Below are 23,783 nucleotides of genomic sequence, written 5' to 3' on the forward strand. Positions count from 1 at the left end.
ATTCGGTCTATTTGTCCGCCCTGGCCGTGCGCCGCCGGTCGAGCCGCCGGACGAACTCGGCGATCAGCCGTGCGTAGAGTTCATCGCCCAGCACCCGATCCTCGACCCCGGCATCCAGACTGGGATTGTCGTTGACCTCGATCACGACCGGCCCCGTGGGCGTCTCCTTGAGATCCACGCCATAGAGTCCGTCCCCGATCAGGTCCGCCGCCTTGAGCGCAGTGCGCACGACCGCCGGCGGAACATCCGCGATGGCGAGCGTCTCGTGTCCGCCCTCGACATGACGCCCATCGCTCTCGTGCTTGACGATCTGCCAGTGATCCCGGCTCATCAGATATTTGCACGCGTAGAGCGGCTGGCGTCCGAGAATGCCGATACGCCAATCGAAGGGGGTATAGAGAAATTCCTGAGCCAGGATCAGATCGGACTCCTTGAACAGTCGGGCGGCGATACGGGTCAGACTCGCTCGGTCCTCGGCCTTGTGGACGCCGCGCGAGAAGGACCCCTCGGGAATCTTGAGCACCACCGGATAGCCGATCCGCTCCTCGGCCTCCAGCAGATTCTCCTTACGCAGCACCAGCGTCTTGGGCCGCGGGATGCGATGCGCGGCCAGCAGTTCGGCCAGATAGACCTTGTTGGTGCAGCGCAGGATGGAGTCGGGATCGTCGATGACGACCATACCCTCGCTGTCGGCCTTCTTGGCGAAGCGGAAGGTGTGATGCCCGATGCGGGTGGTCTCGCGGATGAAGAGCGCGTCGTACTCGGCCAGACGGCTGTAGTCCTTGCGCTGGATGAGTTCGACGTTCACGCCCTGGCTCTTGCCGGCCTTGACGAAACGGGCGAGCGCCTTGGGGTCGGAGGGCGGCAGTTCCTCCTCCGGGTCGTAGAGGATCGCCAGATCATAGCGATAGGACAACCGCGCGCGCGGCTGGCGCCAGCGCTTGGACAGATAGCCCTCGAGCGCCGTGAACAGCGGACTCTCGACCTCGTTGGCCACGGCCGTGATCGGCAACGCCTTGATCGCGCCGATGCGCCAGGTGCCGTGCAACCGGAACTCGACCTTGAGGATGGGGCAGCGGAAGGTCTCGAAGATCAGGCGCGCCAGCGGCTGCAACTCCTTCACGTCGCACTGACCGAAGCAGATCGTCAGCTCATAGGCGGTCGGGACCAGCGCATTGGTCTTGCGCCGTCCGAGCAGACGCTGCGCCAGGATGTTGAGCTCCTCGGTCGCCAGATCGTAGAGTTCGCGGCTGGAGATCTCTTGAATGGTGCGTACCGTCGGAATGACCTTGTGCCCGCGCGCCTCGGCCAGCAGCGAGCAGTAATAGCCGAGCGAAAGGTAGCGATAACTGCGGCAGAGATTGATGACACGCAGATCGCGCTTGGCCGCCAGCTCGCCGCCGGCCAGATAGTCGCGCGCCGTGACCACGGGCAGACGCGGAAAACCGGGCTTCCAGTCGCCTGGTTGCTCCACCAACAACAGATGTTCAGCCATGTGGATCGCGCTCGTTCATGGGGTCGGCCAGATATCGAAGCAAAGTGGAAGGTTTCAGGGTTCGCGCGGGCTCCGGGGACAGCCGCGCGGCCGGATCGCCCTGACAACGCACGAGACGCCCGTCGGTTGGTCAGTTGGAGACGAGCACGACGGCTTGCAGTCCGACCCGCCCATAGCGGGCCATGCGGGTGAATTCGTCGCGCTGGATCGGCATGTCGATGGAGTCGATGGTGGTCTCGCCGTTGGCGGTGTCGACATAGGGGTCGTGGACATAGACGAAGTGCTCATCGAAGCCGGTGATCACGACCCAGTGCGGAAACTTCTCGCCATAGATGCGGTAGGAACTGATGAGCACCAGCGGCACGGCGCCGGCATCCCAGCGCTGCTGGATGTCCTGGATGCCGAGCGTCCGGTAACGGATCGGGATGCCGCGTTGTTCGGCCTCAGCGAGCATGTCCTCGTGGACCAGACGCATGACTTCCTTCTTCTCGGGACTGCGCACCGAATCGACCAGCAGCACGCCGGTGTCGTTGACATAGACCTCGGCGGCGAAGTTCCGGCGCTGAGCGGCCAGTGCCAGACCGAGCGGGCCACAGCCGCCATGCCCCGAAGTCATGAAGATGGTGGTCGACTCGCGCCAGATGCGCAGTTCCAGGGTGCGGTTGAGCTCCAGGCTCGGGCGCAGCGCCTGCATGGCCATCATCAGCGACGAGGGGCCGCAGGTGAAGTCCAGCGTTTGCTCGTAGAAGGGCACGCGCTTGAGCTCGGGCTTGAGACCGGGCGCCATCGCCTTCTCGTAGCGCAGCGCCTCCATGTGGTCTTCGTAATAGTCCGAGAGCACGCCGAAACGCCGATAGCCGGCGCGCTCGAACAGGTGTTGCGAGGCCAGATTGTCGCGCCGGATCTCCAGACGCAGATAGGCACGATCCTGCTCCCAGGCGGCCTGCTCGGCGGCGGCGACCAGGGCGCGCCCGAGACCCTGCCCGCGCGCCCGCGCGTCGATGGCGATCGAATAGATCCGGGCCACCGAGGTGGCGCGACTGAAGAGTACCAGCACATAGCCCAGCAGCTCGCCGTCGGCCTCGGCGACCAGCGTGCTCGCGCGTCCGCGCGTGAGCAGATAGCGGAACTGGCGCCGGCTGATCCGGTCAGTCTCGAAGCAGGCGTTCTCCAGCCGCAGCAGGGCGCTCAGATCACTGAGGACGGCAGGGCGGATCACGAAGGGCAGGATAGCGGCAGCGATTGACACACGTGGCACGCCTGAGCGATTTCTATTGGAGCCGGCAAAGCCGACAATCTACAGCGCGGCCCGAAAAACGCAAGATCGCTGCACCCATCGCCGTCGAGACCCGGAGAGCTTCAAGACCATGACCACACAGTCCCCATCCCTCAAGACCATGCTCGAAGGGCTGATCGGCACGCTCTCGGTGAGCAGCGTCACACCCGCCTTCGATCACAGCAACGAACCCTTGGTCACGCTGCTGGCCGACTGGCTGGAGAGCGCCGGATTCCGCGCCGAGATCCTGCCGGTCCCCGGACATCCGGGCAAGTTCAACCTGCTCGGCACGCTCGGCTCAGGCCCCGGCGGTCTGGTGCTATCGGGTCACACGGATACCGTCCCCTTCGACGCCCCGCTCTGGACCCATGACCCGCTCAAGCTGACCGAAGCCGACGGGCGCTATTACGGGCTGGGCACCTCGGACATGAAATCCTTCTTCGCATTGGCGTTGGAGGCGGCGCGTGCGTTCCGCGCGTCGGATCTCAAGTGCCCGCTGATGATTCTGGCCACCGCCGACGAGGAATCGGCCATGCACGGCGCACGCGCGCTGGTCACGGCCGGACGGCCGCTCGGACGTCACGCCCTCATCGGCGAGCCGACCAATCTGCGGCCGGTACGTCTGCACAAAGGGGTGATGGGCGAATCGGTGCGGCTGGTCGGACGCAGCGGTCATGCCAGCGATCCAAGTCTGGGCAACAATGCGCTCGACGGCATGCACGAAGTCATGTCGGTGATCCTCGACTGGCGCGCTGAGTTGCAGCAGGCACATCGGCATCCGGCCTTTCCGGTCCCCTACCCCACAGTCAACCTCGGCCATATCCACGGCGGCGACAATCCCAACCGCATCTGCGGCGAGTGCGAGCTGCATCTGGATCTGCGCGTCCTGCCCGGCATGGATCCGGCTGACCTGCGCAACGCGCTGGCCGAGCGTGTCGCCGGGGTCGGCCGGCGGCGTGGGCTCCAGTGGTCGGTCGAGCCGCTGTTTGCGCCGATCCCGCCCGCCGAAACGCCGACGACGGCCGCTATCGTGCGCGCCTGCGAGTCACTCACCGGGCACGCGGCCGAGGCGGTCAGCTTCGGCACCGAGATGCCGTTCCTGAACCAGCTCGGGATGGACACCCTGATCCTGGGACCGGGCGACATCGCTCAGGCCCATCAGCCCGATGAGTTCCTGGCACTCGACCGCATCCCGCCGACGCTGGAGCTGCTGCGCGCGCTCATCCGGCGGTTCTGTGTCGAGGGTGAAGCCGCCGCTGGCTGAAGCGCGCTCAGGAGGCCGTCAGTAGCGACTCCAGCGCCGTCACCAGGGCTGCATTCTCAGCGGGCGAACCCACCGTGAAGCGCAGACAGTCCTTGAGCAGGGGATGGGCGCCATCGAGGTTCTTGATCAGGATGCCGGCCTGCTTGAGTCCCTCGAAGAGCGCCCCGGCACGTCCCTCGGGGACGCGCGTGAGGATGAAGTTGGCCTCGCTCGGATAGGGATGCAGTCCGGGAATCCGGTGCAGCGCCTCCTGGAGCCGGGCGCGTTCGGCGCGGATGGTCCGCGTCTGCTCATCGAACACCGCCTTGTGCTTGAGCGCAAAGGCCGCTGAGACCTGGGTCAGCACATTGACGTTGTAAGGCAGCCGCACCTTGTCGATCTCGGCCAGCCACTCGGGTGGCCCGACCAGATAACCGAGCCGCAGTCCGGCCAGCCCCATCTTGGAGACGGTGCGCATCACCAGCAGATTGTCCCAGTCGCCGACCAGCCCCATGAAGCTCGAATCGGTGAAGGGCGCGTAAGCCTCGTCGACGATGACCAGACCGGGCGCGGCCTCGATGATCCGCACCATGTCGTCGGCGTCGAAGCGGTTGCCGGTCGGATTGTTGGGATAGGCCAGATAGACCAGCGCCGGTTGCTCGCGCTCGATGGCCTCCAGCACCGCCGGCAGGTCGATCGAAAAATCCTCGGCCTGGAGCGGCACGCCGACATAGTCCATCCCGGCGAACAGCCCGATCATCCGGTACATGACGAAGCCCGGATCGACCGAGAGGATCTTGCGACCCGGCGCGGCGACCGTGAACGCCAGCATCTGGATCAGCTCATCGGAGCCGTTGCCGAGCAAGAGCCCCATGTCCTCGGGGATCTCCATCGCCTCGCGCAGGGCCGCCTGGAGCACGAGTCCCTGCGGATCGGGATAGCGGTTGAGTTCCAGTCCGCGCAGCGTCTCCAGCCAGTCGGCCTGGAGCGACTCCGGCCAGGTATAGGGATTCTCCATGGCATCCAGCTTGATCAGTCCGCTCGACTCGGGGACGTGATAGGCCCTGAGCGCGCGGATCTCGGGGCGGACCAGGGACTCGATGCGTGCGTTCATGCCTCGAAGTCTCCGCGATACTCGGCCGAACGGGCGTGCGCCGTCAGTCCTTCGCCGCGCGCCAGCACCGAGGCGGTCCGCGCCAGTCGGGCCGACCCCTCGGCCGAAGCCATGATCAGACTGGAGCGCTTCTGGAAGTCATAGACCCCGAGCGGCGAGGAGAAGCGCGCGGTGCGCGAGGTCGGCAGGACGTGATTGGGGCCGGCGCAGTAGTCGCCGAGCGCCTCGGCGGTATAGCGCCCCATGAAGATGGCCCCGGCGTGCCGGATGCGCCCGACGATCGACTCGGGATCGGCCACCGACAGCTCCAGATGCTCGGGGGCGATGTGGTTGGCGACCGCGATGGCGTCGTCCAGATCGCGCGCCAGGATCAGCGCTCCGCGTGCGCGCAAGGCCGCTTCGATGATGGGCGCGCGCTCCATGGTCGGCAGCAGCCGGTCGATGCTCGCGGCCACCCGATCGAGGAACCCGGCGTCCCAGCTCACCAGGATCGATTGGGCATCCTCGTCGTGCTCGGCCTGCGAGAACAGATCCATGGCGATCCAGTCCGGATCTGTCTGACCGTCGCAGATCACCAGGATCTCGGACGGACCGGCGACCATGTCGATGCCGACCTGACCGAAGACGGCGCGCTTGGCCGTGGCCACATAGATGTTGCCCGGCCCCACGATCTTGTCGACGCCGGGGATGGTCTCGGTGCCATAGGCGAGCGCGGCCACCGCCTGCGCCCCGCCGACGGCGAAGGCCCGATCGACACCCGCGACATGCGCCGCCGCCAGCACCAGCTCGTTCAATTCGCCGTCCGGTGTCGGCACCACCATGATGAGCTCGGCCACACCCGCGACCTTGGCCGGGATGGCGTTCATCAGCACCGAAGACGGATAGGCCGCCTTGCCGCCGGGGACATAGAGTCCGGCGCGATCCAGCGGCGTGACCTGCTGACCGAGCAGGGTGCCGTCTGGATCGCGATAGCTCCAGCCGCTGAGCTTCTGATGCTCGGCATAGGCCCGGATGCGTTCGGCCGCCGCTTCGAGCGCCTGACGTTGCTCGGCGGGGATGGTGTTCCAGGCCTGTTCCAGACGCGCGCGCGGCAGTTCCAGATCGGCGGGCGCGGCCGGCGTCCAGCGATCGAAGCGCGCGGTATAGTCCAGGAGCGCGGCGTCGCCCCGCGCCCGCACCTCGCGGATGATCTCGGCGACGATCTGCTGGACTCGATCATCGGAGACCGACTCCCAGGCCAGCAGCCCATCGAGACGGGTGTCGAAATCTGAGTCCGAAGTGGAGAGACGTTGGATGTCGGTCACGGCGGTAAGATCCTTGTTCGGTAAAGCGCGCCCGAAATCCGCAAAGGCTCCAAGCGCAAGATGACGACTCAAGCCTGGCGTTCGGTCACGGCCTCGCGCAGCAATTCCAGGAGCGTGGTCACGGCTTCGTGCTTCATCTTCCAGGAGGCCTTGTTGACCACCAGACGCGAGCTGATGTCGGCGATGTGTTCCAGCGGCACCAGACCATTGGCCTTGAGCGTGTTGCCGCTCTCGACCAGATCGACGATGAGATCGGCCAGTCCGACCAGCGGAGCCAGCTCCATCGAGCCATAGAGCTTGATGATCTCGACCTGCTGGCCCTTGGCGGCGAAGTGACGCTCGGCCGAGTGGACGTATTTGGTCGCAATGCGCAGTCGGCGTGTGCCGGGTTCGGGCGTCTCGGGGCGGCCGGCGACCATCAGGCGGCAGCGGGCGATGCCCAGATCCAGGGGTTCGTAAAGCCCCTCCCCGCCATGCTCCAGGAGCACGTCCTTGCCGGCCACGCCCAGATCGGCCGCGCCGTACTGGACATAGGTCGGCACGTCGCTGGCGCGGATGATGACGAACTTCACCATCGGGTTGGAGGTTTCAAGGATCAGCTTGCGGCTGGTCTCCGGATCGTCCAGCGGCTCGATCCCGGCATGGGCCAGCAGCGGCAGTGTCTGATCGAAGATGCGGCCCTTGGAGAGCGCGATGGTCAATGGGACAGTGAGATTCATGGCGATAGGATCCTGTCAGCCCCGGCGATGCGCCGGATGTCGGCGCCCAGGGTCGAGAGTTTGGCCTCCATGGTCTCATAGCCGCGATCCAGGTGATAGATGCGATCGACCAGGGTCTCGCCGCGCGCGACCAGTCCGGCCAGCACCAGCCCGGCCGAGGCGCGCAGATCCGTGGCCATCACCGGCGCGGCGGTGAGACATTCGACGCCGTGACAGACGGCGACGTGCCCGTCGATACGGATGTCGGCGCCCATGCGCTGGAGTTCCGGCACATGCATGAAGCGGTTCTCGAAGATGGTCTCGGCGACCGTGCCCACGCCCTCGGCGATGGCGTTGAGCGCACAGAACTGGGCCTGCATGTCGGTCGGGAAGGCCGGATGCGGCGCGGTGTGGATGTCGACCGCGCGCGGACGCCGGCCGCCCATGTCGAGGTCGATCCAGTCCGGCCCGGTCGTGACAGTGGCGCCGACCTCGCGCAGCTTCTGGATCACCGCATCCAGACAGTCGGGACGGGTCGCGTTCACCCGCACCCGGCCGCCGGTCATGGCCGCGCCGACCAGGAAGGTTCCGGTCTCGATGCGGTCGGGCATGATCCGGTAGTCGCCGCCGCCAAGCCGCTCGACGCCCTGGATGCGGATGCGGTCCGTGCCCGCGCCCTCGATGCGTGCGCCGAGCGCGTTGAGGAACTCGGCCAGATCCACGACTTCCGGCTCGCGCGCGGCGTTCTCGATCAGGGTCTCGCCGGAGGCCAGACAGGCCGCCATCATCAGGTTCTCGGTGCCCGTGACCGAGACCAGCTCCATAACGATGCGCGCACCGTGCAACCGCTGGGCGCGCGCGCGGATATAACCGCCCTCGACCGTGACTTCGGCGCCCATGGCGCGCAGTCCGTCGATGTGCAGATTGACCGGCCGCGCACCGATGGCACAGCCGCCCGGCAGCGAGACGTCGGCCTGACCATAGCGCGCGACCAGCGGCCCGAGCACCAGGATCGAGGCGCGCATGGTCTTCACCAGCTCATAGGGCGCAACGAAGCTGCTCAGCTCGGCGGGATCGACACGGATGCCGTCGGCCGCATCCTGGGTCAGACGCGCACCCATGCGCCCCAGCAGTTCGAGCGTGGTGCGGATGTCGCGCAGACGCGGCACATTGGTCAGGTTCACCGGGCCATCGGCCAGCAGGGTCGCCGCCAGGATCGGGAGCGCCGCGTTCTTGGCGCCGGAGGCGCGCACCTCGCCCTGCAAGGGAGTGCCGCCGGTGATGAGGAGTTTGTCCATGGGAAATATCGCGATCGAAGACTGTGACGACAGGAGCACGCCTGTCACGCGCCGCGTGGCCGGCTAACGGGATCGTTCAGGTTGGTGGTGCGGCCGGAGCCAGCAGATCACCCAGGTTGGAGACGGCCGCAAGCCGGCCGAGCGAATCGGGCAGATGGGCATAGCTCAGGTGCAATCCACGACGGCGCGCCATCTCCAGCCATTCCAGCAGGAGCGCCAGACCGGCGCTGTTGGCCCGCTCGACCCCGGCGAGATCGACGACCAGTGACGCCTGACCGCGCGCCGCCGCCGTGCGCAGCAGCACCTGCCCCTCGACGGCGAGCCGGCCGACGGTATCGAAGTCGAGCACGCCGTCGAGCGTCCAGCGGTCAGGCTCGGACGCGGTCAGCCGGGCAGGAGGATTCACTCCTGACCCTTGCGGTTCATCTCGCCGAGCCGTGCGATGAGTCCGTCGATGCCGTTCTGACGGATCTCGGTGGCGAAGCTGCTGCGATAGTTGCCCACCAGGCTGGCGTTGTTGATGACCACGTCATAGACCTTCCAGCCGCCGCCGGCATTGTGCATGCGGTAATCGACCGGGATGGGCGTCGAACCGGCCTCGCGCACCTCGGTCGCGACCGTCACCATCGCAGGCCGGTTGCCCGGCTTGGACGGCAGATAGCGGATCTCCTGACCCGAATAGCTCAGGAGCGAGCGCGCATAGGTGCGGATGAGCACCTGCTTGAAGCCATCGACCAGCTGGCGCTGCTGGGCCGGCGTGGCCTGACGCCAGTACTGGCCGACCGCGCCCTGGGTGATGCGCTCGAAGTCGAAGTGCGGCAGGACGATGGTCTCGACCAGCCCGTAGATCAGCGACGGATTACGGTCGATCTCGGCGCGGCGCGCCTCCAGCGTGTCGAGCATGCGCTCGGCGGTGCGCTGGACCAGCGCGGTGGCCTCGTCCTGGGCGGCCAGGAGCGAGCCGCTCCAGGTGAGCGGTGCCAGCACCAGGAGTAACAATAGGAAATGACGTCGTTGAAGAAGCATTAGCCGCTCTCACCCGCTTTCTTGAAAAGGAATTGTCCGATCATCTGTTCGAGTACCAGCGCCGACTGCGTGTTGACGATCTCGTCGCCGTCGCGCAGCGGCTCGGGACTGCCGCCCGGCTCCAGACCGATGTACTGCTCGCCGAGCAGGCCGGCAGTGAAAATGCTGGCGAAGGTGTCGTCCGGGATCGAGTCGACCGCCGCGTCGATCCGCATCGAGACCACCGCCTCGTAGGTCTGCTTGTCGAAGCGCACCGACTCGACGCGCCCGATGCGCACACCGGCCATGGTCACGGGCGCGCGCACCTTGAGGCTGCCGACATTGGCAAAGCGCGCCTGGACCAGATAGCCCTCGCCGGCCGTGTTCAGGCTGAGGTTGCTCACCTGCATGGCCAGGAAGAAGAGCGCGACCAGCCCCAGGGCCACGAAGGTTCCAACCGTCAGCTCGACATTGCGTCGTTTCGCCATCTCGATTCAGTCTCCGAACATCAGCGCCGTCAATACGAAATCCAGCCCCAGCACCACCAGGGCCGCGTGCACCACCGCGCGGGTGGTCGAGCGGCTCACGCCCTCGGAGGTCGGAACCGTGTCATAGCCCTGGAAGAGCGCGACCCAGGTCACGACCACGCCGAAGGCCAGACTCTTGATCACACCATTGACCAGATCCTCGTCGAAGTCGATCTTGGCCTGCATCTGGCTCCAGTAGGCGCCCTCGTCGACCCCGAGCAGACCCACGCCGACGAAATAGCCGCCCAGCACCCCGACGGCGCTGAAGATGGCCGCGAGCAAGGGCATCGACAGCACGCCGCCGACGAATCGCGGCACCAGGATGCGCCGCACCGGGTCGACGGCCATCATCTCCAGACCCGAGAGCTGTTCGGTGGCCTTCATCAATCCGATCTCGGCGGTGAGCGCCGAGCCAGCGCGCCCGGCCACCAGCAGGGCCGTGACTACGGGGCCGAGTTCGCGCACCAGAGACGCCGCGACCATGACGCCCAGACTCTCGGCGGCGCCGAACTGCGAGAGCACATAATAGCCCTGGAGGGCGAGCACCATCCCGACGAACAGCCCCGAGACGCCGACGATCAGGAGCGACAGCACGCCGATGTTGAACAGTTGCTCCCAGAGCAGACGCGGACGGCGCAGCACCTCGCCCAGACCGAGCAGGATCGCCAGCAGCAGCAGATGACCGCGCCCGAGCCGTTCCAGGGCGTCGAGCACGCCGCGACCGAGTCGCGCCAATGGATCGAGCATCAGCGTCGCCTCCCGGTCAGCAGATCTTCGGCCAGCTCGGGGGCCGGATAGTGGAAATGCACAGGCCCGTCCGGCAGACCGTCCATGAACTGGCGCACCCACTCGGAGCGATCGGCGGCCAGTGCGTCCGGCGTGCCCTGGGCGACCACCCGCCCCTCGAAGATCACATAGAGATAGTCGGCGATGCTCGCCGTCTCGCGCACATCGTGCGAAACCAGGATGCTGGTCAGGCCCGAGGCGTCGTTGAGCTGGCGGATGAGCGCCATCAGCATCCCCATCGAGATCGGATCCTGGCCGGTGAAGGGTTCGTCGTAGAGGATCATCATGGGATCGAGCGCGATCGCCCGCGCCAGCGCCACCCGGCGCGCCATGCCGCCCGAGAGTTCGCTCGGCATCAGGTCGCGCGCCCCGCGCAACCCAACGGCCTCCAGTTTGAGCAGCACCAGCTTGCGCACCATCGAGGCGCTCAGATTGGTGTGCTCGCGCAGGGGATAGGCGACGTTGTCGAAGACGCTCAGATCGGTCAGGAGCGCACCCGACTGGAAGAGCATCCCCATGCGCCGGCGCAGCCGGTAGAGTTCGGCCCTGTCGAGCCGGGTCACGTCCCGACCGTCGACGAGAATGGTTCCGGCGTCCGGGTGCAGTTGTCCGGTGATGAGCTTGAGCAGCGTCGTCTTGCCGGTCCCGCTCGGCCCCATCACCGCTGTCACCGCGCCGCGTCGGATGTCGAGATCGAGATCCTCGAAGATGACCCGCTCGCCGCGGCGAAAACTCAGACCACGGATCTCGACGAGCGCGTCCGAGACGGCGGCGACCGGATCGCTCACCGCGCCGCGGGTCTCCAGTACATCATCTGGCTCAAGCCCTTGCCCCGTCATGATCCCAGCGTCTCGATCGAAACGTGCGATTCTCATCCTCACGGATGCCAGCGTCAAGCCATGCCGACGATCGGCGGCGAATCCGGCGCACGCTTCCGGCTGCGGCGACAGGGCGGTCGCCTGGAGGTCTGGGCTTGCAGGATTTGCCGATACGGCCATCAATCCTGTTAATCTTGCCCCAGCCATCGATCTGGACCCTTCACGAATGTGCCGCTTGATCGATGCTCGCCCCCTGGTCCTCAATCACATCGAACCCAGCTGGATACGGCTCGCCATGACTGAACGACGACGACTCGGCACACCGCCGGCTGTGCTCTCACCCGAGCAGGCCGGCCAGATCAAACGCCTCGGGCGCGCTGTGATCGAGACCGAGGCCAGCGCCGTGGCGGCGCTCGCCGAACGCCTGGACGACGCCTTCGTCGCCGCCTGCGGCCACATGCTCGCCTGTGACGGGCGCATCGTGGTGCTCGGCATGGGCAAGTCCGGCCACATCGGCGGCAAGATCGCCGCCACCCTGGCCAGCACCGGCAGTCCGGCCTTCTTCGTCCATCCCGGCGAGGCCAGCCACGGCGATCTGGGCATGATCACCCCGCGTGACGTGGTGCTGGCCATCTCCAACTCGGGCGAGACCGCCGAACTGTTGACCATCCTGCCGCTCATCAAGCGGCTTGGCGTCCCCCTGATCGCCATGACCGGGCGGCGCGAGTCCACGCTGGCACACGAGGCCGATGTCCATCTCGATATCAGCGTCGCCACGGAGGCCTGTCCGCTCGGTCTGGCGCCGACCTCCAGCACCACGGCGGCCCTGGCGATGGGCGATGCGCTGGCCATCGCGCTCCTGGAGAGCCGCGGCTTCACCGCCGAGGACTTCGCGCGCTCGCATCCGGCCGGCACGCTCGGACGGCGCCTGCTGCTGCACGTCGACGACGTGATGCACCAGGGCGAACGCCTGCCCTGGGTGGCGCTCGGCACGTCGCTACTCGATACGCTCGAAGAGATCTCACGCAAGGGGTTGGGCATGAGCGCCGTGGTGAACCCGGATGGCACCCTGGCCGGTGTCTTCACCGATGGCGACCTGCGCCGCGCGCTCGACCAGGGCATCGACGTCCATCACACATCGATCGATACGGTCATGACGCGCCAATGCGCCACCATCCAGTCGGGCGCGCTGGCCGTCGAGGCCGTGCGTCTCATGGAGTCGCGCGCCATCAATGGCTTGCTGGTGGTCGACACTGGAGGGCGCCTGATCGGGGCGCTCAACATGCACGACCTGCTGCGCGCTGGAGTCGTCTGAGGATCGGCCCGCCGGATTCGAGCGACTCCGTGCTCGTATTGACCCCATGCCGCGAAAAGGCTACAAGGGCACGCATTCCAACCCTGGACGCGATTCAATCACGACATGACAGAGCTTCGAGAACGCGCCTCACGCATCCGGCTGGTCATCTTCGACGTCGACGGCGTACTCACCGACGGCAGTCTCTACCTCGGCGACGATGGCCAGGAGTACAAGGCGTTCAATTCGCGCGACGGTCACGGCATGGTTCTGCTCCGGGAGAGCGGCATCCGTCTGGCCGTGATCACCGGACGCAACTCCAATGTCGTGCAGATGCGCATGGAGAGCCTGGGCGTCTCCGACATCTTCCAGGGCTATCGTCACAAACTCCCGGCCTATGAACAGCTCAAGCAGGTCCATGGACTCACCGACGATCAGGTCGCCTATGTCGGCGACGACATCATCGACCTGCCGGTGATGCGCCGGGTCGGGCTGGCGATCGCGGTCGCCGACGCCGATCCACGGGTGCGTGAGCTGGCCCACTGGCGCACCACGGCACCGGGCGGACGCGGCGCGGCACGCGAGGCCTGTGAATTCATCCTCGACGCCCAGGGACATCTCGAACCCCTGCTGGCCTCCTACGCATGACCCACTTCGCCGAGCGTCAGTATGGAGCACGCCGCCAGTGGCTGCTCGGGGCCGGCTTCGTGCTCCTGGGACTCGGCGCCTGGTGGCAGCTTCGCTCCCTGCCCGAGGACGATGGCGTCCGCGCACCGCGCGAGCGGCGGCCGGACTATAGCGTCCAGGGGCTCGCCGCCCTGGAGACCGACGCCAGCGGCCAGCCGAGCCGGCGTCTGAGTGCCGAGCGGCTACGCCACTATGCCGACGAGGATCTCTCCGAACTCGATGAGCCGCGTCTGGTGCTCTATCGGCCCGACGGGCCGCCCTGGTTCGCTCAGGCACGCCTGGGGCAGGTGCAGGCCGGCGGTGATCAGGTGCGCCTGACCGGCGCCGTTCGGTTCGACCGCGAGGCCGACGCCACCAACCGCCCGGTCCATCTGCAAACCGAAGCCATGGACATCTGGCGCCAGACCGGACTGGCCGAGACCGATCTGCCGGTGCGTATCGACAGCGACGGCGACTCAGTGACCGCCAACGGGATGAAGCTGTGGTACCTGGAAGACAGCTCGCGCACCAGCTTCCATGGCCGCGCCCGCATCCGGCTCTCACCCGAACCCGAACGCCAGCCAGCACCATGAGGCGTCCCATGTTCTCCAGCTTTTCCAAGTGGCCGCCGCTCCTCGGCCTCCTGCTCGGCCTCGGTCTTGGCACGCATGCCTGGGCGCTCGAAGCCGACGCCAGGCAGCCGATCTACATCGAGGCCGACGAGGTCGAGGTCAACGAGGCCAACAGCACCAGCGTCTATGTCGGCCATGTCCAGGTCGACCAGGGCAGCATGCGCCTGCTCGCCGACCATGTGACCGTCTACCATCGCGAAGATCGTCAGCCGCGTCTGATCATCGCGCTCGGCCAACCGGCCCGCTACAAGCAGTTACTCGACGACGACCAGGGCGAGGTCCAGGCCTTCGCCAAGCGCATGGAATACGACGCCGACAAGGACGAGCTGGCGCTGATCGGCGAGGGTCTGCTGATCCAGGGCGAGGATCGGCTCACGGGCGAACGCATCCTCTACGACCGGGCCAAGGCGCGTTTCCGGGCCGGCGGCGCGGGCCGGGTCAAGATCACCATCACCCCGGACGAGTCATGAGCGGTCTGCGCGCCGAACACCTGATGAAGCGCTACGGCAGCCGCCAGGTGCTCCAGGACGTCAGCGTCCGGGTCGAGCCGGGCGAGGTCGTGGGCCTGCTCGGACCCAACGGTGCCGGCAAGACGACCTGCTTCTATCTGATCGTCGGTCTGATCCAGGCCGACCAGGGCCGCATCCTGCTCGACGAGCGCGATCTCACCCGCCTGCCCATGCACGCGCGGGCGCGGGCCGGACTGAGCTATCTGGCCCAGGAGCCCTCGATCTTCCGCAAGCTGAGCGCACGCGAGAACATCCTGGCCATCCTGGAGACGCGACGCGACCTCAGGCGCGCCGAGCGCGAGGAGCGCTGCGAGCATCTGCTGGAGGATCTGGGCATCGCGCATGTCGCCGACTCGCTCGCGCTCAGTCTCTCGGGCGGCGAGCGCCGGCGGCTGGAGATCGCGCGCGCCCTGGCGGTCGAACCCTCGGTGATGCTGCTCGACGAGCCTTTCGCCGGTGTCGATCCGATCGCCGTCGGCGACATCAAATCCATCGTCACCCATCTGCGCGATCGCTCCATCGGCGTGCTCATCACCGACCACAACGTACGCGAGACGCTCGCCATCTGCGACCGCGGCTACATCATCGGCGGCGGCACCGTGATCGCTGCCGGCGAGCCTTCAGAGCTGCTGGCCAACCAGCGCGTGCGCGATGTCTATCTGGGTGCCGATTTTTCCATGTAGACTAGACTCAAATTACAGGCACCCTTATTGCTCAAATCACGTTAGACGGAACACAGCCGGACGCCAACTCGATCGATGAAGCCATCCATTCAGCTTCGACTCAGTCAGCAACTCACCATGACGCCACAGTTGCAGCAGGCGATCAAACTGCTGCAACTGTCGACGCTCGAGTTGCAGCACGAGATCCAGGAGGCGCTCGAAAGCAATCTGATGCTGGAGGAAGGCGAGGAATCCGAGCGTCTCGACGCCGGCGTGCTGGAGGACGCACGTCTGCCCCGGCTCGACGACGACCGCTTCCAGACCGACGAGACCCCGTCCGAATCGCCCCTGGAGCGCGAGGTGCGCGCCGAGTCCAACGAGATGCCGGAGGAGTTGCCGGTCGACACCCAATGGGCCGACGTCTTCGATGGCTATCTGCCGGCGACGGCGTCGGGTTCGAGCGACGACGCCGACTACGACCCGCTGCTGCACCGCTCGCGCCCGCAGACGCTCTGGGATCATCTGACCTGGCAGCTGAACCTCAGCCGCCTGAGCGAGCGCGACTTCATGATCGCCCAGGCCGTGATCGACGCCATCGATGCCGACGGCTATCTGCGCGCCGACGTCGGGGAACTCGTGGCCACCATCGACGATCCCACGATCGGCGCCGATGAGGTCGAGACCCAGATCCACCGCGTCCAGTCGCTCGATCCGGCCGGCGTCGGCGCGCGCGACCCGCGCGAGTGCCTGCTGATCCAGTTGCGCCAGCTGTCGCGCGAGACGCCCTGGCGCGATCTGGCCATCGCCGTGTGCGAGACCGGATTCGAGCACCTGCCGCGCGGCGACGTCACCGCCCTCGCGCGCCTGCTCAAGGAAACCGAGAGCGACCTGACCCGCGCGCTCGACCTCATCCGCGGACTCCATCCGAAGCCGGGCCGCTTGATCGAGGAGACGGCCTCGGAGTACGTTGTCCCCGACATCTTCGTGCGCAAGAAAGAGGGCCGCTGGCAAGTCGAATTGAACCCGGACATCACCCCCAGACTCAGGGTCAATGCCGACTATGCGCGTCTGGTGCGGCGCGCCGACCAGAGCGCCGACGGCCAGACGCTCAAGAGTCACCTGCAGGAGGCACGCTGGTTCATCAAGAGCCTGGCGAGCCGCAACGACACGGTGCTGCGCGTGGGCGCCAAGATCGTCGAGATGCAGCAGGACTTCCTCGAACATGGCGACGAGGGGATGCGTCCCATGGTCCTGCGCGACATCGCCGAGGCACTGGAACTGCACGAGTCGACCATCTCGCGGGTGACGACACAGAAATACATGCATACACCACGAGGCACCTTCGAACTCAAATATTTCTTCTCGTCCCACGTCAACACCACATCTGGCGGCGAATGCTCGTCGACGGCGATCCGCGCCCTGATCCGCAAGCTGATCGCGGGAGAATCCCCGCGCAAGCCACTCAGCGACAACAAGATCGCCGAGGAACTGGCGAATCAGGGCATCGACGTCGCACGCCGAACAGTCGCCAAATACCGCGAGGCCATGGGTATCCCAGCCTCGAGTGAGCGCAAACGCCTGGCTTGACAGGCCGTTTGAATCTTTGAAGGAGTCCAATGATGCAAATCAATCTGACGGGTCATCACATCGACGTCACCGATGCGCTGAAGTCCTATGTCGACAGCAAATTCGAGCGTCTGGCACGCCACTTCGACCACGTCATCAACGCCCATGTCGTCCTGAGCGTCGAGAAGCTCGAGCAGAAGGCCGAGGCCACGCTCCATGTCAACGGCGGCAAGGTCTTCGCCGACTCCGTGCACGAGGACATGTATGCGGCCATCGACGGCCTGATCGACAAGCTCGATCGTCAGGTCATCCGCTACAAGGAGAAGAAGAGCAGCCATCGCGGCGGAGCCGTCAAGGTGGCCGAATCCGAATGAACCCGGCCACTCCACTCCCTTGGAAGCCGTGTCTTCCGAGGTGATGGATGCAACGCCCGTCACACCTCGAGGGCCGGCACCACCGGCGTTCGAGGTGTCTTTCATCGAGACGGCACCGGCCACGTCCGTCCGCCCGAGGTACCCCAATCCATGACCAGCATCGAATGCCGGCGGCATCCTGGTTGGATCAGCCATCACCCCCTGGCCGCCCGCGCGCGCGTCAGTGGTTAGCAGGAGTTGGAGCCATGTTAGGCCCTGACCTGATCAACGAAGCCCGTATCGGATGCGGCCTCGAGATCGCGAGCAAGAAGCGCCTGCTCGAGACGCTGGCCGAGCTGCTCGCCAGCGATCATCCCCGACTTCAGACCGAAACCGTCTTCGAGCATCTGCTCGAACGCGAGCGTCTGGGCAGTACCGGACTCGGCCACGGTATCGCCTTGCCCCACGCGCGCATGAAGGACGTCGGTGAGGTGGTGGGCGCCTTCGTGCAGACCGTCCAGGGCGTCGATTACGACGCCGCCGACGGCGAGCCTGTCGACCTGGCCTTCGCGCTGCTCGTGCCCGAGGCGGCCAACGAGGAGCATCTGCGACTGCTCGCGCATCTGGCCAGCCTGTTCAGCGACCCGAACAGGCGGGTTCGACTGCGTGAATCCGGCTCGCGCGCCGAGATCCTGCGTGTCCTGAGTGCCTTCTAGGCCCATGCACCCCAGTCGATTCACATGATCGACAGCCTCCAGAGCGTCGTCGCCCAGACCGGTACCCAGCTCAAGCTGCGCTGGCTAACCCCTGAGCCCCAGCCCCCCCGCCCGTTGCGCGGGGCGGATCCGGGGCAGTCGCTGATCGGCTCGCTCAATCTCATCCATCCCAACCGACTCCAGGTCGTCGGTCCGCCCGAGCAGACCTATCTGGCGGCACTCGGGCGCACCGCCCACGACGAGACGCTCGACAAGCTGTTCGCCGACCGACCGGCGGCCATCATCCTGAGCGACGACATCGCCCCGACGTCCGATCTGCTGGAGCGCGCCCGCGCCACCCGGACGCCGTTGCTCGGCTCCACGCTGGGCGATCAGGAACTCATCAACCATCTGCGCTACTTCCTCACCCAGGCCCTGGCCGAGCGCAAGACCATCCACGGCGTCTTCATCGAGGTGCTGGGCATGGGGGTGCTCCTGATCGGCGCGCCGGCCGTCGGCAAGAGTGAGCTGGCGCTCGATCTCATCACGCGCGGCCACCGGCTGATCGCCGACGACGCGCCGCGTTTCGCCCGCATCGCGCCCGAGGTGATCGAGGGGAGCTGCCCGGAGACGCTCAGGGACTTCCTGGAAGTGCGCGGACTTGGAATCCTCAACATCCGCGCCATGTTCGGCGAGGGCGCGGTCCTGCGTGACAAGACGCTCAATCTCGTCGTCGATCTCCAGCCGCTGGCCCAGCCCGAGCTCGAATGCATCGACCGGCTCACCGGCAGTCTGTCGGCCATGAACGTGCTGGGCGTGGCCATCCCCAAGATCATCATGCCGGTGGCGCCGGGCCGCAATCTGGCGATCCTGGTGGAAGCGGCCGTCAGGCACCAGATCCTGCGCATCCGCGGTTATGACGCGGGCGTGGACTTCATCGACCGCCAGGCGCGCGCCATCCGCCTGGATCGGCCGGATCCCCCCGTCGCCCGAGACTGATCCCGAACCCGATCGCTCGACAGGAGGCACGCCCCATGCAAATGATCATCCTCAGCGGTCTGTCCGGTTCCGGCAAGAGCATCGCGCTCCACACGCTGGAGGACATGGGCTTTTACTGCATCGACAATCTGCCCTTCTTCCTGCTCCAGGATCTGGTGCTCGGGCTGCACGAGACGCTCGACGAGGCCTTCGGCAAGACGGCGGTCGGCATCGACGCACGCAGCAATCCCGAGGCCCTGCGCCACCTGCCCGATCTGGCGAGCGCGGCGCGCGAGCGCGGGATCGACTGTCGCGTGCTGTTCCTGGAGACCCAGCTGGAGATCCTGATCCGGCGCTACAGCGAAACGCGGCGCCGTCATCCGCTCACCAACAACGACCGCTCGCTGCGCGAGGCCATCCAGCTCGAACAGGAGTTCCTGGAACCGGTGCGCAAGCGCGCCGACCTGGTGATCGACACCACCCAGACCAATGTGCATGAACTGCGCGATCAGGTGCGTGGCTGGCTGCTGGGCGGGGAGTCGCCCCGGATCTCGATCCTGCTCAAATCCTTCGGTTTCAAGCATGGCGTGCCGCCCGACGTCGATTTCGTGCTCGACGTGCGCTGTCTGCCCAATCCGCACTGGGAGACCGAACTGAGGATGCTCACCGGACTCGATCCCGAGGTCGCGCGCTTCCTGGAGTCCAGCGCCGAGGCGCTGAACATGCGCGCCGACATCCTCACCTTCTTCGAGCGCTGGATCCCGCGTTTCGAGACCGACGGACGCAGCTATCTGACCATCGCCATCGGCTGCACCGGCGGCCAGCATCGCTCGGTCTACATGACCGAACGGCTCGGCGAGCACCTGGAGTCGCTTGGCCACAAGGTCATCGTCCGCCACCGGGAACTGGCGTGAGCGTCGGTGTTCTGCTCGTCACCCATCGTTCGCTCGGAATGGATCTGCTGCGCATCGCCGGCGAGATCCTCGGCCAGACACCGGTCGGGGTCGCCTGCTGCGAGGTGATCAACGACACGCCGCCCGAGGAGATCCTCCGTCACTGCCAGCAGCTGGCCGCGACCATCGATCAGGGCGAGGGTGTACTGGTGCTGACCGACCTCTATGGCGCCACGCCGGCCAACATCGCGTATGCGTTCGCCGGCGCGCATGCGCACGTACGCGTGGTCAGCGGTCTGAACCTGCCGATGCTGCTGCGGACTCTGAATTACGCCGCACTCGATCTCGACGCCCTGACCGAGAAGGCTCTCAGCGGCGGTCGCAATGGCGTGCGCGGCAGCGACTGAAGCGCGCTCGATCCGAATACCCTCACGCCGATTCAAACGCCTCCACAGGCGATTCAGGTACTACTCTTAGCCAGAAGGATCACATCGGATGATTCGCCAAGAACTCGAGATCCGCAACAAGCTCGGTCTGCACGCGCGGGCGGCCGCCAAGCTGGTGCAGTGCGCCAATCGCTTCGAGAGCGAGGTCACGGTCGAGCGCCGTGGCCAGAGCGTCAATGGCAAGAGCATCATGGGCGTCATGATGCTGGCGGCCAGTCAGGGAACCACGGTCGTGGTGGAGGCTACGGGCGCGGACGAACAGGAGGCCATGACGGCCATCGAGCAACTCATACTGGACCGCTTCGGAGAACCAGAGTGACCCTCGCCTTCCAGGGCATCGGCATCGGCACCCCGAACTCGATCGCACTGGGTCCGGCCTTCGTCGACATCCGTGGACAGGGGGGCGTGACCCACGCACCGATCGGTGCCGATGAGATCCAGGACGAGATCGCCCGTTTCGATCTGGCGGTCGAGGCCGCGCGCGGCGCGCTCAAGCGGGTACATGCCCAGATCCCGCCGGACACGCCGATCGAGATCGTCGAGTTCATCGACACCCATCTGCTGATGCTGGAGGATACGGCGCTCATCGACGGCGTGCGCCATATCGTGGCCGAGCAGCTGTGCACCGCCGAATGGGCGCTGCAACGCCAGCGCGATACCCTGATCGCGGTCTTCGACCGCATGGACGATCCCTATCTGCGCACGCGCCGCGACGACATCGAGCACGTGGTGCGCCAGATCCAGATCTTCCTGCGCGGCGAGCCGAGCGAACCGATGCTCGCCGAGCGGGATCTGGCCGGTCATGTCGTGGTCGCGCGCGACCTGATGCCGGCCGATGCCATCCTGCTGCATCATCGCGGTGCCGTGGCCTTCGTCACCGAGTACGGCGGTCCCATGTCGCATACCGCGATCCTGGCGCGCAGTCTCGGCGTGCCGGCGGTCATGGGGCTGCACGACATCAGCCGCTATCTGCGCGCCGGAGAGTTGCTGATCGTCGACAGCGCGAGCGGGACGGTCATCGCCAATGCCGACGCGCAACTCGTCGCCGACTACCGTCGGCGACTGCGCGAGATCCAGGTGCGCCAGAGCCGACTGCGCACGCTCGTCGACCGTCCGGCCCGCACGCGCGATGGCGTGGAGATCCGGCTCCAGGCCAATCTGGAGCTGGCCGAGGACGTCGAGCTGGCCAAGGCCAATGGGGCGCACGGAGTCGGACTCTATCGCACCGAGTTCCTCTACATGAACCGCGCCGACCTGCCGGACGAAGAGGAACACCTGGCCAACTACAGCGCCATGCTGGCCGATCTCGACGGCCGGCCCATCACCATCCGCACGCTCGATCTCGGGGTCGACAAGCACAGCGAGGCCCTGGCCCGGCCCGGCTCGAACGTCAGCAATCCGGCGTTCGGACTGCGCGCCATCCGGCTCTGCTTGAAGGAGCCGGAACTGTTCCGGCCCCAGGTGCGCGCCATCCTGCGCGCCTCGGCGCTCGGCCCGGTGCGGCTGATGCTGCCGCTCGTCACCAGCGTCCACGAACTCGACCGCGCCCTGGCCATCATCGCCGAGCTCAAACGCCAGCTCGACCGCGACGGACTGGACTATGACGACGCCATGCCGATCGGGGCCATGATCGAGGTGCCCGCCGCCGCGCTCACCGCGCACGCCATCGCGCGCCGGATGGATTTCCTGTCGATCGGCACCAATGACCTGATCCAGTACACCCTGGCCATCGACCGCCTGGACGATGCGGTCAACGACCTCTTCGACCCGGCGCATCCGGCCATCCTGCGTCTGATCCGGCTCACCATCGAGGCCGGACGCGCGCTCGACGTCCCGGTCGGGATGTGCGGCGAGATGGCCGGCGATCCGCGCTTCACCCGGCTGCTGCTCGGCATGGGACTGCGCGAGTTCAGCATGCAGCCCGGCGCCCTGCTCGACTCGGATGCCGACACCCTGGCCAGACGCGCCGACCGGCTCTTCGCTCGACTCGACGAGTCCGACTCCACCGATCTGCTCGCCGCCTTCGATGCTGCCTGAACCTGCCTGCCCTCGCCGCGAACTGGTAGCATAGTCGTCTCCCGGCTCGTACCGGGCGATCCGGCCTCCCGACTCAGCGACCGCGCCAGCAGGTGACCATGAGCCTTCCCGCGACCTCCATTGCCGACAACACGCGCCTCGAGGATCTGCGTCGCGTCCTCGAACAGGGCGCGGTGCGTCAGGCCGCGCGCATGCTCAATGCCCTGCAACCGGCCGAGATCGCCCACCTGCTCGAATCGCTGCCGCACAAGGAACGCGAGCTGCTGTGGAACCTGGTCGATGCCGAATACGACGGCGAGGTGCTGGCCTATCTGCACGACGACGTGCGCGAGCAGCTCATCGCCCTGATGGATGCCGGCGAGCTGATCGCCGCCATCGGCACCCTGGACACCGACGACCTGGCCGACCTCATCCAGGATCTGCCGCTGGCCATCACGCGCGAGGTGGTCAAGTCGCTCGATCAGCAGCGGCGCGACCGGCTCGAAAAGGCGCTCTCCTATCCCGAGGACAGCGCCGGCGGTCTCATGAACAGCGACACCGTAACCGTGCGTCCCGAGATGACGCTCGACGTGGTGATCCGCTATCTGCGCCGGCTCAAGGACGGACTGCCGGACATCACCGACAACCTGATCGTGGTCGACCGCAAGGGCCGCTATCTGGGCGTGCTCTATCTGACCGACCTGCTGACCCATGACCCGGAGGACTCGGTCGCGGAGGCCATGACGCTCGATGTGCAGGCCATCCCGGCGACCTGGAGCGCGCGCGAGGTCGCCACCCGCTTCGAGCAGCACGACCTGGTGACGGCGCCGGTGGTCGACGAGGAGGGCAATCTGCTCGGACGCATCACGGTCGACGACGTCATGGACGTCATCCGCGAGGAGGCCGATCATCAGTTCCTCGGTCAGGCGGGCTTGTCGGAGACCGAGGACATGTTCGCACCCGTGATCCTGAGCGCGCGCCGCCGCGCGCTCTGGCTGGGGATCAATCTGCTCACGGCCTTTCTGGCCGCCTGGGTCATCGGACGCTTCGAGGACACCATCCAGCAGATCGTGGCGCTGGCGGTATTGATGCCGGTGGTCGCCAGCATGGGCGGTATCGCAGGCACCCAGACGCTCACGCTCGCCATCCGCGGACTGGCGCTCGGTCAGCTCACGTCCAACAACAGTCGCTGGTTGCTGATGAAAGAGCTGGCGGTGGCGGCCATCAACAGCGTCATCTGGGCGCTGGTGGTGGCGCTGATCGCCTGGGTCTGGTTCCGGGATCCGCAGATCGCGCTGGTCATCGGCGCGGCGATCAGTATCAATCTGCTGGCCGCCGCCCTGGCCGGGGCGCTGCTGCCGCTGGCGCTCGAACGGTTCGGCATCGACCCGGCGCTGGCCGGCGGGGTGATCCTGACCACTGTGACCGATGTGGTCGGCTTCCTGGCCTTTCTGGGGCTGGCGACCCTGTTTCTGCTCTGAGGACGAATCGCGCTGTTCCCCTGCCCCG

General features: G+C 66.5%; 26 protein-coding genes. 15 read left to right on the top strand and 11 right to left on the bottom strand.

From position 1 onward, the window contains the following. Window positions 1-7: 7 nt before the first annotated feature. Window positions 8-1,495 carry a RimK family alpha-L-glutamate ligase gene (locus tag ALVIN_RS14110; RefSeq protein WP_012972001.1) on the bottom strand — a complete coding sequence of 496 codons (1,488 nt, stop codon included), beginning with the start codon at window positions 1,493-1,495 and terminating at the stop codon, window positions 8-10. Window positions 1,496-1,625: 130 nt separating this feature from the next. Beyond that, window positions 1,626-2,714: a GNAT family N-acetyltransferase/peptidase C39 family protein gene (locus ALVIN_RS14115; RefSeq protein WP_043795689.1), complete on the bottom strand. Its 1,089-nt coding sequence runs from the start codon at window positions 2,712-2,714 to the stop codon at window positions 1,626-1,628. 148 nt (window positions 2,715-2,862) lie between these two features. On the opposite strand from ALVIN_RS14115, the gene argE reads away from it, so the two are divergent. Then, window positions 2,863-4,035 (top strand): acetylornithine deacetylase, encoded by a 1,173-nt coding sequence (gene argE, locus ALVIN_RS14120; protein ID WP_012972003.1) that lies wholly within the window; start codon window positions 2,863-2,865, stop codon window positions 4,033-4,035. 7 nt (window positions 4,036-4,042) lie between these two features. Here argE and hisC read toward each other — a convergent pair whose 3' ends face one another. From hisC to ALVIN_RS14165, 9 genes are all read right to left on the bottom strand, one after another. Next, entirely contained in the window at window positions 4,043-5,128 is a 1,086-nt protein-coding gene (gene hisC / locus ALVIN_RS14125) for a histidinol-phosphate transaminase (protein WP_012972004.1), read from the bottom strand. Beyond that, entirely contained in the window at window positions 5,125-6,432 is a 1,308-nt protein-coding gene (gene hisD, locus ALVIN_RS14130) for a histidinol dehydrogenase (protein WP_012972005.1), read from the bottom strand. Before hisD ends, hisC begins: the two co-directional genes overlap by 4 nt. A 68-nt stretch (window positions 6,433-6,500) precedes the next feature. Continuing rightward, window positions 6,501-7,151, bottom strand: coding sequence for an ATP phosphoribosyltransferase (gene hisG / locus ALVIN_RS14135; protein ID WP_012972006.1), 651 nt, complete (start codon window positions 7,149-7,151; stop codon window positions 6,501-6,503). Beyond that, window positions 7,148-8,428 (bottom strand): UDP-N-acetylglucosamine 1-carboxyvinyltransferase, encoded by a 1,281-nt coding sequence (murA, locus tag ALVIN_RS14140; RefSeq protein ID WP_012972007.1) that lies wholly within the window; start codon window positions 8,426-8,428, stop codon window positions 7,148-7,150. The genes hisG and murA overlap by 4 nt, the downstream gene beginning before the upstream one ends. 76 nt (window positions 8,429-8,504) lie before the next feature. Beyond that, on the bottom strand, window positions 8,505-8,834 hold the full coding sequence (locus tag ALVIN_RS14145; RefSeq protein WP_012972008.1) for an STAS domain-containing protein: 330 nt from the start codon (window positions 8,832-8,834) through the stop codon (window positions 8,505-8,507). Next, on the bottom strand, window positions 8,831-9,454 hold the full coding sequence (locus ALVIN_RS14150; RefSeq protein ID WP_012972009.1) for an MlaC/ttg2D family ABC transporter substrate-binding protein: 624 nt from the start codon (window positions 9,452-9,454) through the stop codon (window positions 8,831-8,833). The genes ALVIN_RS14145 and ALVIN_RS14150 overlap by 4 nt, the downstream gene beginning before the upstream one ends. Beyond that, window positions 9,454-9,921 carry an outer membrane lipid asymmetry maintenance protein MlaD gene (mlaD, locus tag ALVIN_RS14155; protein ID WP_012972010.1) on the bottom strand — a complete coding sequence of 156 codons (468 nt, stop codon included), beginning with the start codon at window positions 9,919-9,921 and terminating at the stop codon, window positions 9,454-9,456. The genes ALVIN_RS14150 and mlaD overlap by 1 nt, the downstream gene beginning before the upstream one ends. A gap of 6 nt (window positions 9,922-9,927) precedes the next feature. Next, complete coding sequence (mlaE, locus tag ALVIN_RS14160) at window positions 9,928-10,707, bottom strand: lipid asymmetry maintenance ABC transporter permease subunit MlaE (RefSeq protein ID WP_012972011.1); 780 nt, start codon at window positions 10,705-10,707, stop codon at window positions 9,928-9,930. Further along, the gene (locus tag ALVIN_RS14165) at window positions 10,707-11,585 is read right to left on the bottom strand and encodes an ABC transporter ATP-binding protein (RefSeq protein WP_012972012.1); all 879 of its coding nucleotides are present in this window, start codon (window positions 11,583-11,585) and stop codon (window positions 10,707-10,709) included. Before ALVIN_RS14165 ends, mlaE begins: the two co-directional genes overlap by 1 nt. 274 nt (window positions 11,586-11,859) lie before the next feature. On the opposite strand from ALVIN_RS14165, the gene ALVIN_RS14170 reads away from it, so the two are divergent. From ALVIN_RS14170 to mgtE, 14 genes are all read left to right on the top strand, one after another. Then, a complete protein-coding gene (locus tag ALVIN_RS14170) occupies window positions 11,860-12,879 on the top strand; it encodes a KpsF/GutQ family sugar-phosphate isomerase (RefSeq protein ID WP_012972013.1) in 1,020 nt (339 codons plus the stop codon). A gap of 105 nt (window positions 12,880-12,984) precedes the next feature. Continuing rightward, complete coding sequence (locus ALVIN_RS14175; RefSeq protein WP_012972014.1) at window positions 12,985-13,506, top strand: KdsC family phosphatase; 522 nt, start codon at window positions 12,985-12,987, stop codon at window positions 13,504-13,506. After that, window positions 13,503-14,117, top strand: coding sequence for an LPS export ABC transporter periplasmic protein LptC (gene lptC, locus ALVIN_RS14180; RefSeq protein ID WP_012972015.1), 615 nt, complete (start codon window positions 13,503-13,505; stop codon window positions 14,115-14,117). Before ALVIN_RS14175 ends, lptC begins: the two co-directional genes overlap by 4 nt. Window positions 14,118-14,125: 8 nt before the next feature. Next, the gene (gene lptA, locus ALVIN_RS14185; RefSeq protein ID WP_012972016.1) at window positions 14,126-14,626 is read left to right on the top strand and encodes a lipopolysaccharide transport periplasmic protein LptA; all 501 of its coding nucleotides are present in this window, start codon (window positions 14,126-14,128) and stop codon (window positions 14,624-14,626) included. Next, a complete protein-coding gene (gene lptB / locus ALVIN_RS14190; RefSeq protein WP_012972017.1) occupies window positions 14,623-15,348 on the top strand; it encodes an LPS export ABC transporter ATP-binding protein in 726 nt (241 codons plus the stop codon). Before lptA ends, lptB begins: the two co-directional genes overlap by 4 nt. 75 nt (window positions 15,349-15,423) lie before the next feature. Beyond that, complete coding sequence (locus tag ALVIN_RS14195) at window positions 15,424-16,914, top strand: RNA polymerase factor sigma-54 (RefSeq protein WP_012972018.1); 1,491 nt, start codon at window positions 15,424-15,426, stop codon at window positions 16,912-16,914. Window positions 16,915-16,946: 32 nt separating this feature from the next. After that, window positions 16,947-17,267: a ribosome hibernation-promoting factor, HPF/YfiA family gene (gene hpf, locus ALVIN_RS14200; protein WP_012972019.1), complete on the top strand. Its 321-nt coding sequence runs from the start codon at window positions 16,947-16,949 to the stop codon at window positions 17,265-17,267. 245 nt (window positions 17,268-17,512) lie between these two features. Next, window positions 17,513-17,962, top strand: coding sequence for a PTS sugar transporter subunit IIA (locus ALVIN_RS14205; RefSeq protein WP_012972020.1), 450 nt, complete (start codon window positions 17,513-17,515; stop codon window positions 17,960-17,962). A 24-nt stretch (window positions 17,963-17,986) separates the two neighbouring features. After that, window positions 17,987-18,940 (top strand): HPr(Ser) kinase/phosphatase, encoded by a 954-nt coding sequence (hprK, locus tag ALVIN_RS14210; RefSeq protein WP_012972021.1) that lies wholly within the window; start codon window positions 17,987-17,989, stop codon window positions 18,938-18,940. 35 nt (window positions 18,941-18,975) lie between these two features. Next, the gene (rapZ, locus tag ALVIN_RS14215; protein ID WP_012972022.1) at window positions 18,976-19,833 is read left to right on the top strand and encodes an RNase adapter RapZ; all 858 of its coding nucleotides are present in this window, start codon (window positions 18,976-18,978) and stop codon (window positions 19,831-19,833) included. Continuing rightward, window positions 19,830-20,219 carry a PTS sugar transporter subunit IIA gene (locus tag ALVIN_RS14220; protein ID WP_012972023.1) on the top strand — a complete coding sequence of 130 codons (390 nt, stop codon included), beginning with the start codon at window positions 19,830-19,832 and terminating at the stop codon, window positions 20,217-20,219. Before rapZ ends, ALVIN_RS14220 begins: the two co-directional genes overlap by 4 nt. 88 nt (window positions 20,220-20,307) lie before the next feature. Continuing rightward, window positions 20,308-20,577, top strand: coding sequence for an HPr family phosphocarrier protein (locus tag ALVIN_RS14225; protein ID WP_012972024.1), 270 nt, complete (start codon window positions 20,308-20,310; stop codon window positions 20,575-20,577). Continuing rightward, entirely contained in the window at window positions 20,574-22,295 is a 1,722-nt protein-coding gene (gene ptsP / locus ALVIN_RS14230; protein WP_012972025.1) for a phosphoenolpyruvate--protein phosphotransferase, read from the top strand. Before ALVIN_RS14225 ends, ptsP begins: the two co-directional genes overlap by 4 nt. A gap of 98 nt (window positions 22,296-22,393) precedes the next feature. Further along, window positions 22,394-23,755 (top strand): magnesium transporter, encoded by a 1,362-nt coding sequence (gene mgtE, locus ALVIN_RS14235; protein ID WP_012972026.1) that lies wholly within the window; start codon window positions 22,394-22,396, stop codon window positions 23,753-23,755. The last annotated feature ends 28 nt before the right edge of the window (window positions 23,756-23,783 follow it).

The sequence above is a fragment of the Allochromatium vinosum DSM 180 genome (assembly GCF_000025485.1).
Taxonomy (GTDB): domain Bacteria; phylum Pseudomonadota; class Gammaproteobacteria; order Chromatiales; family Chromatiaceae; genus Thermochromatium; species Thermochromatium vinosum.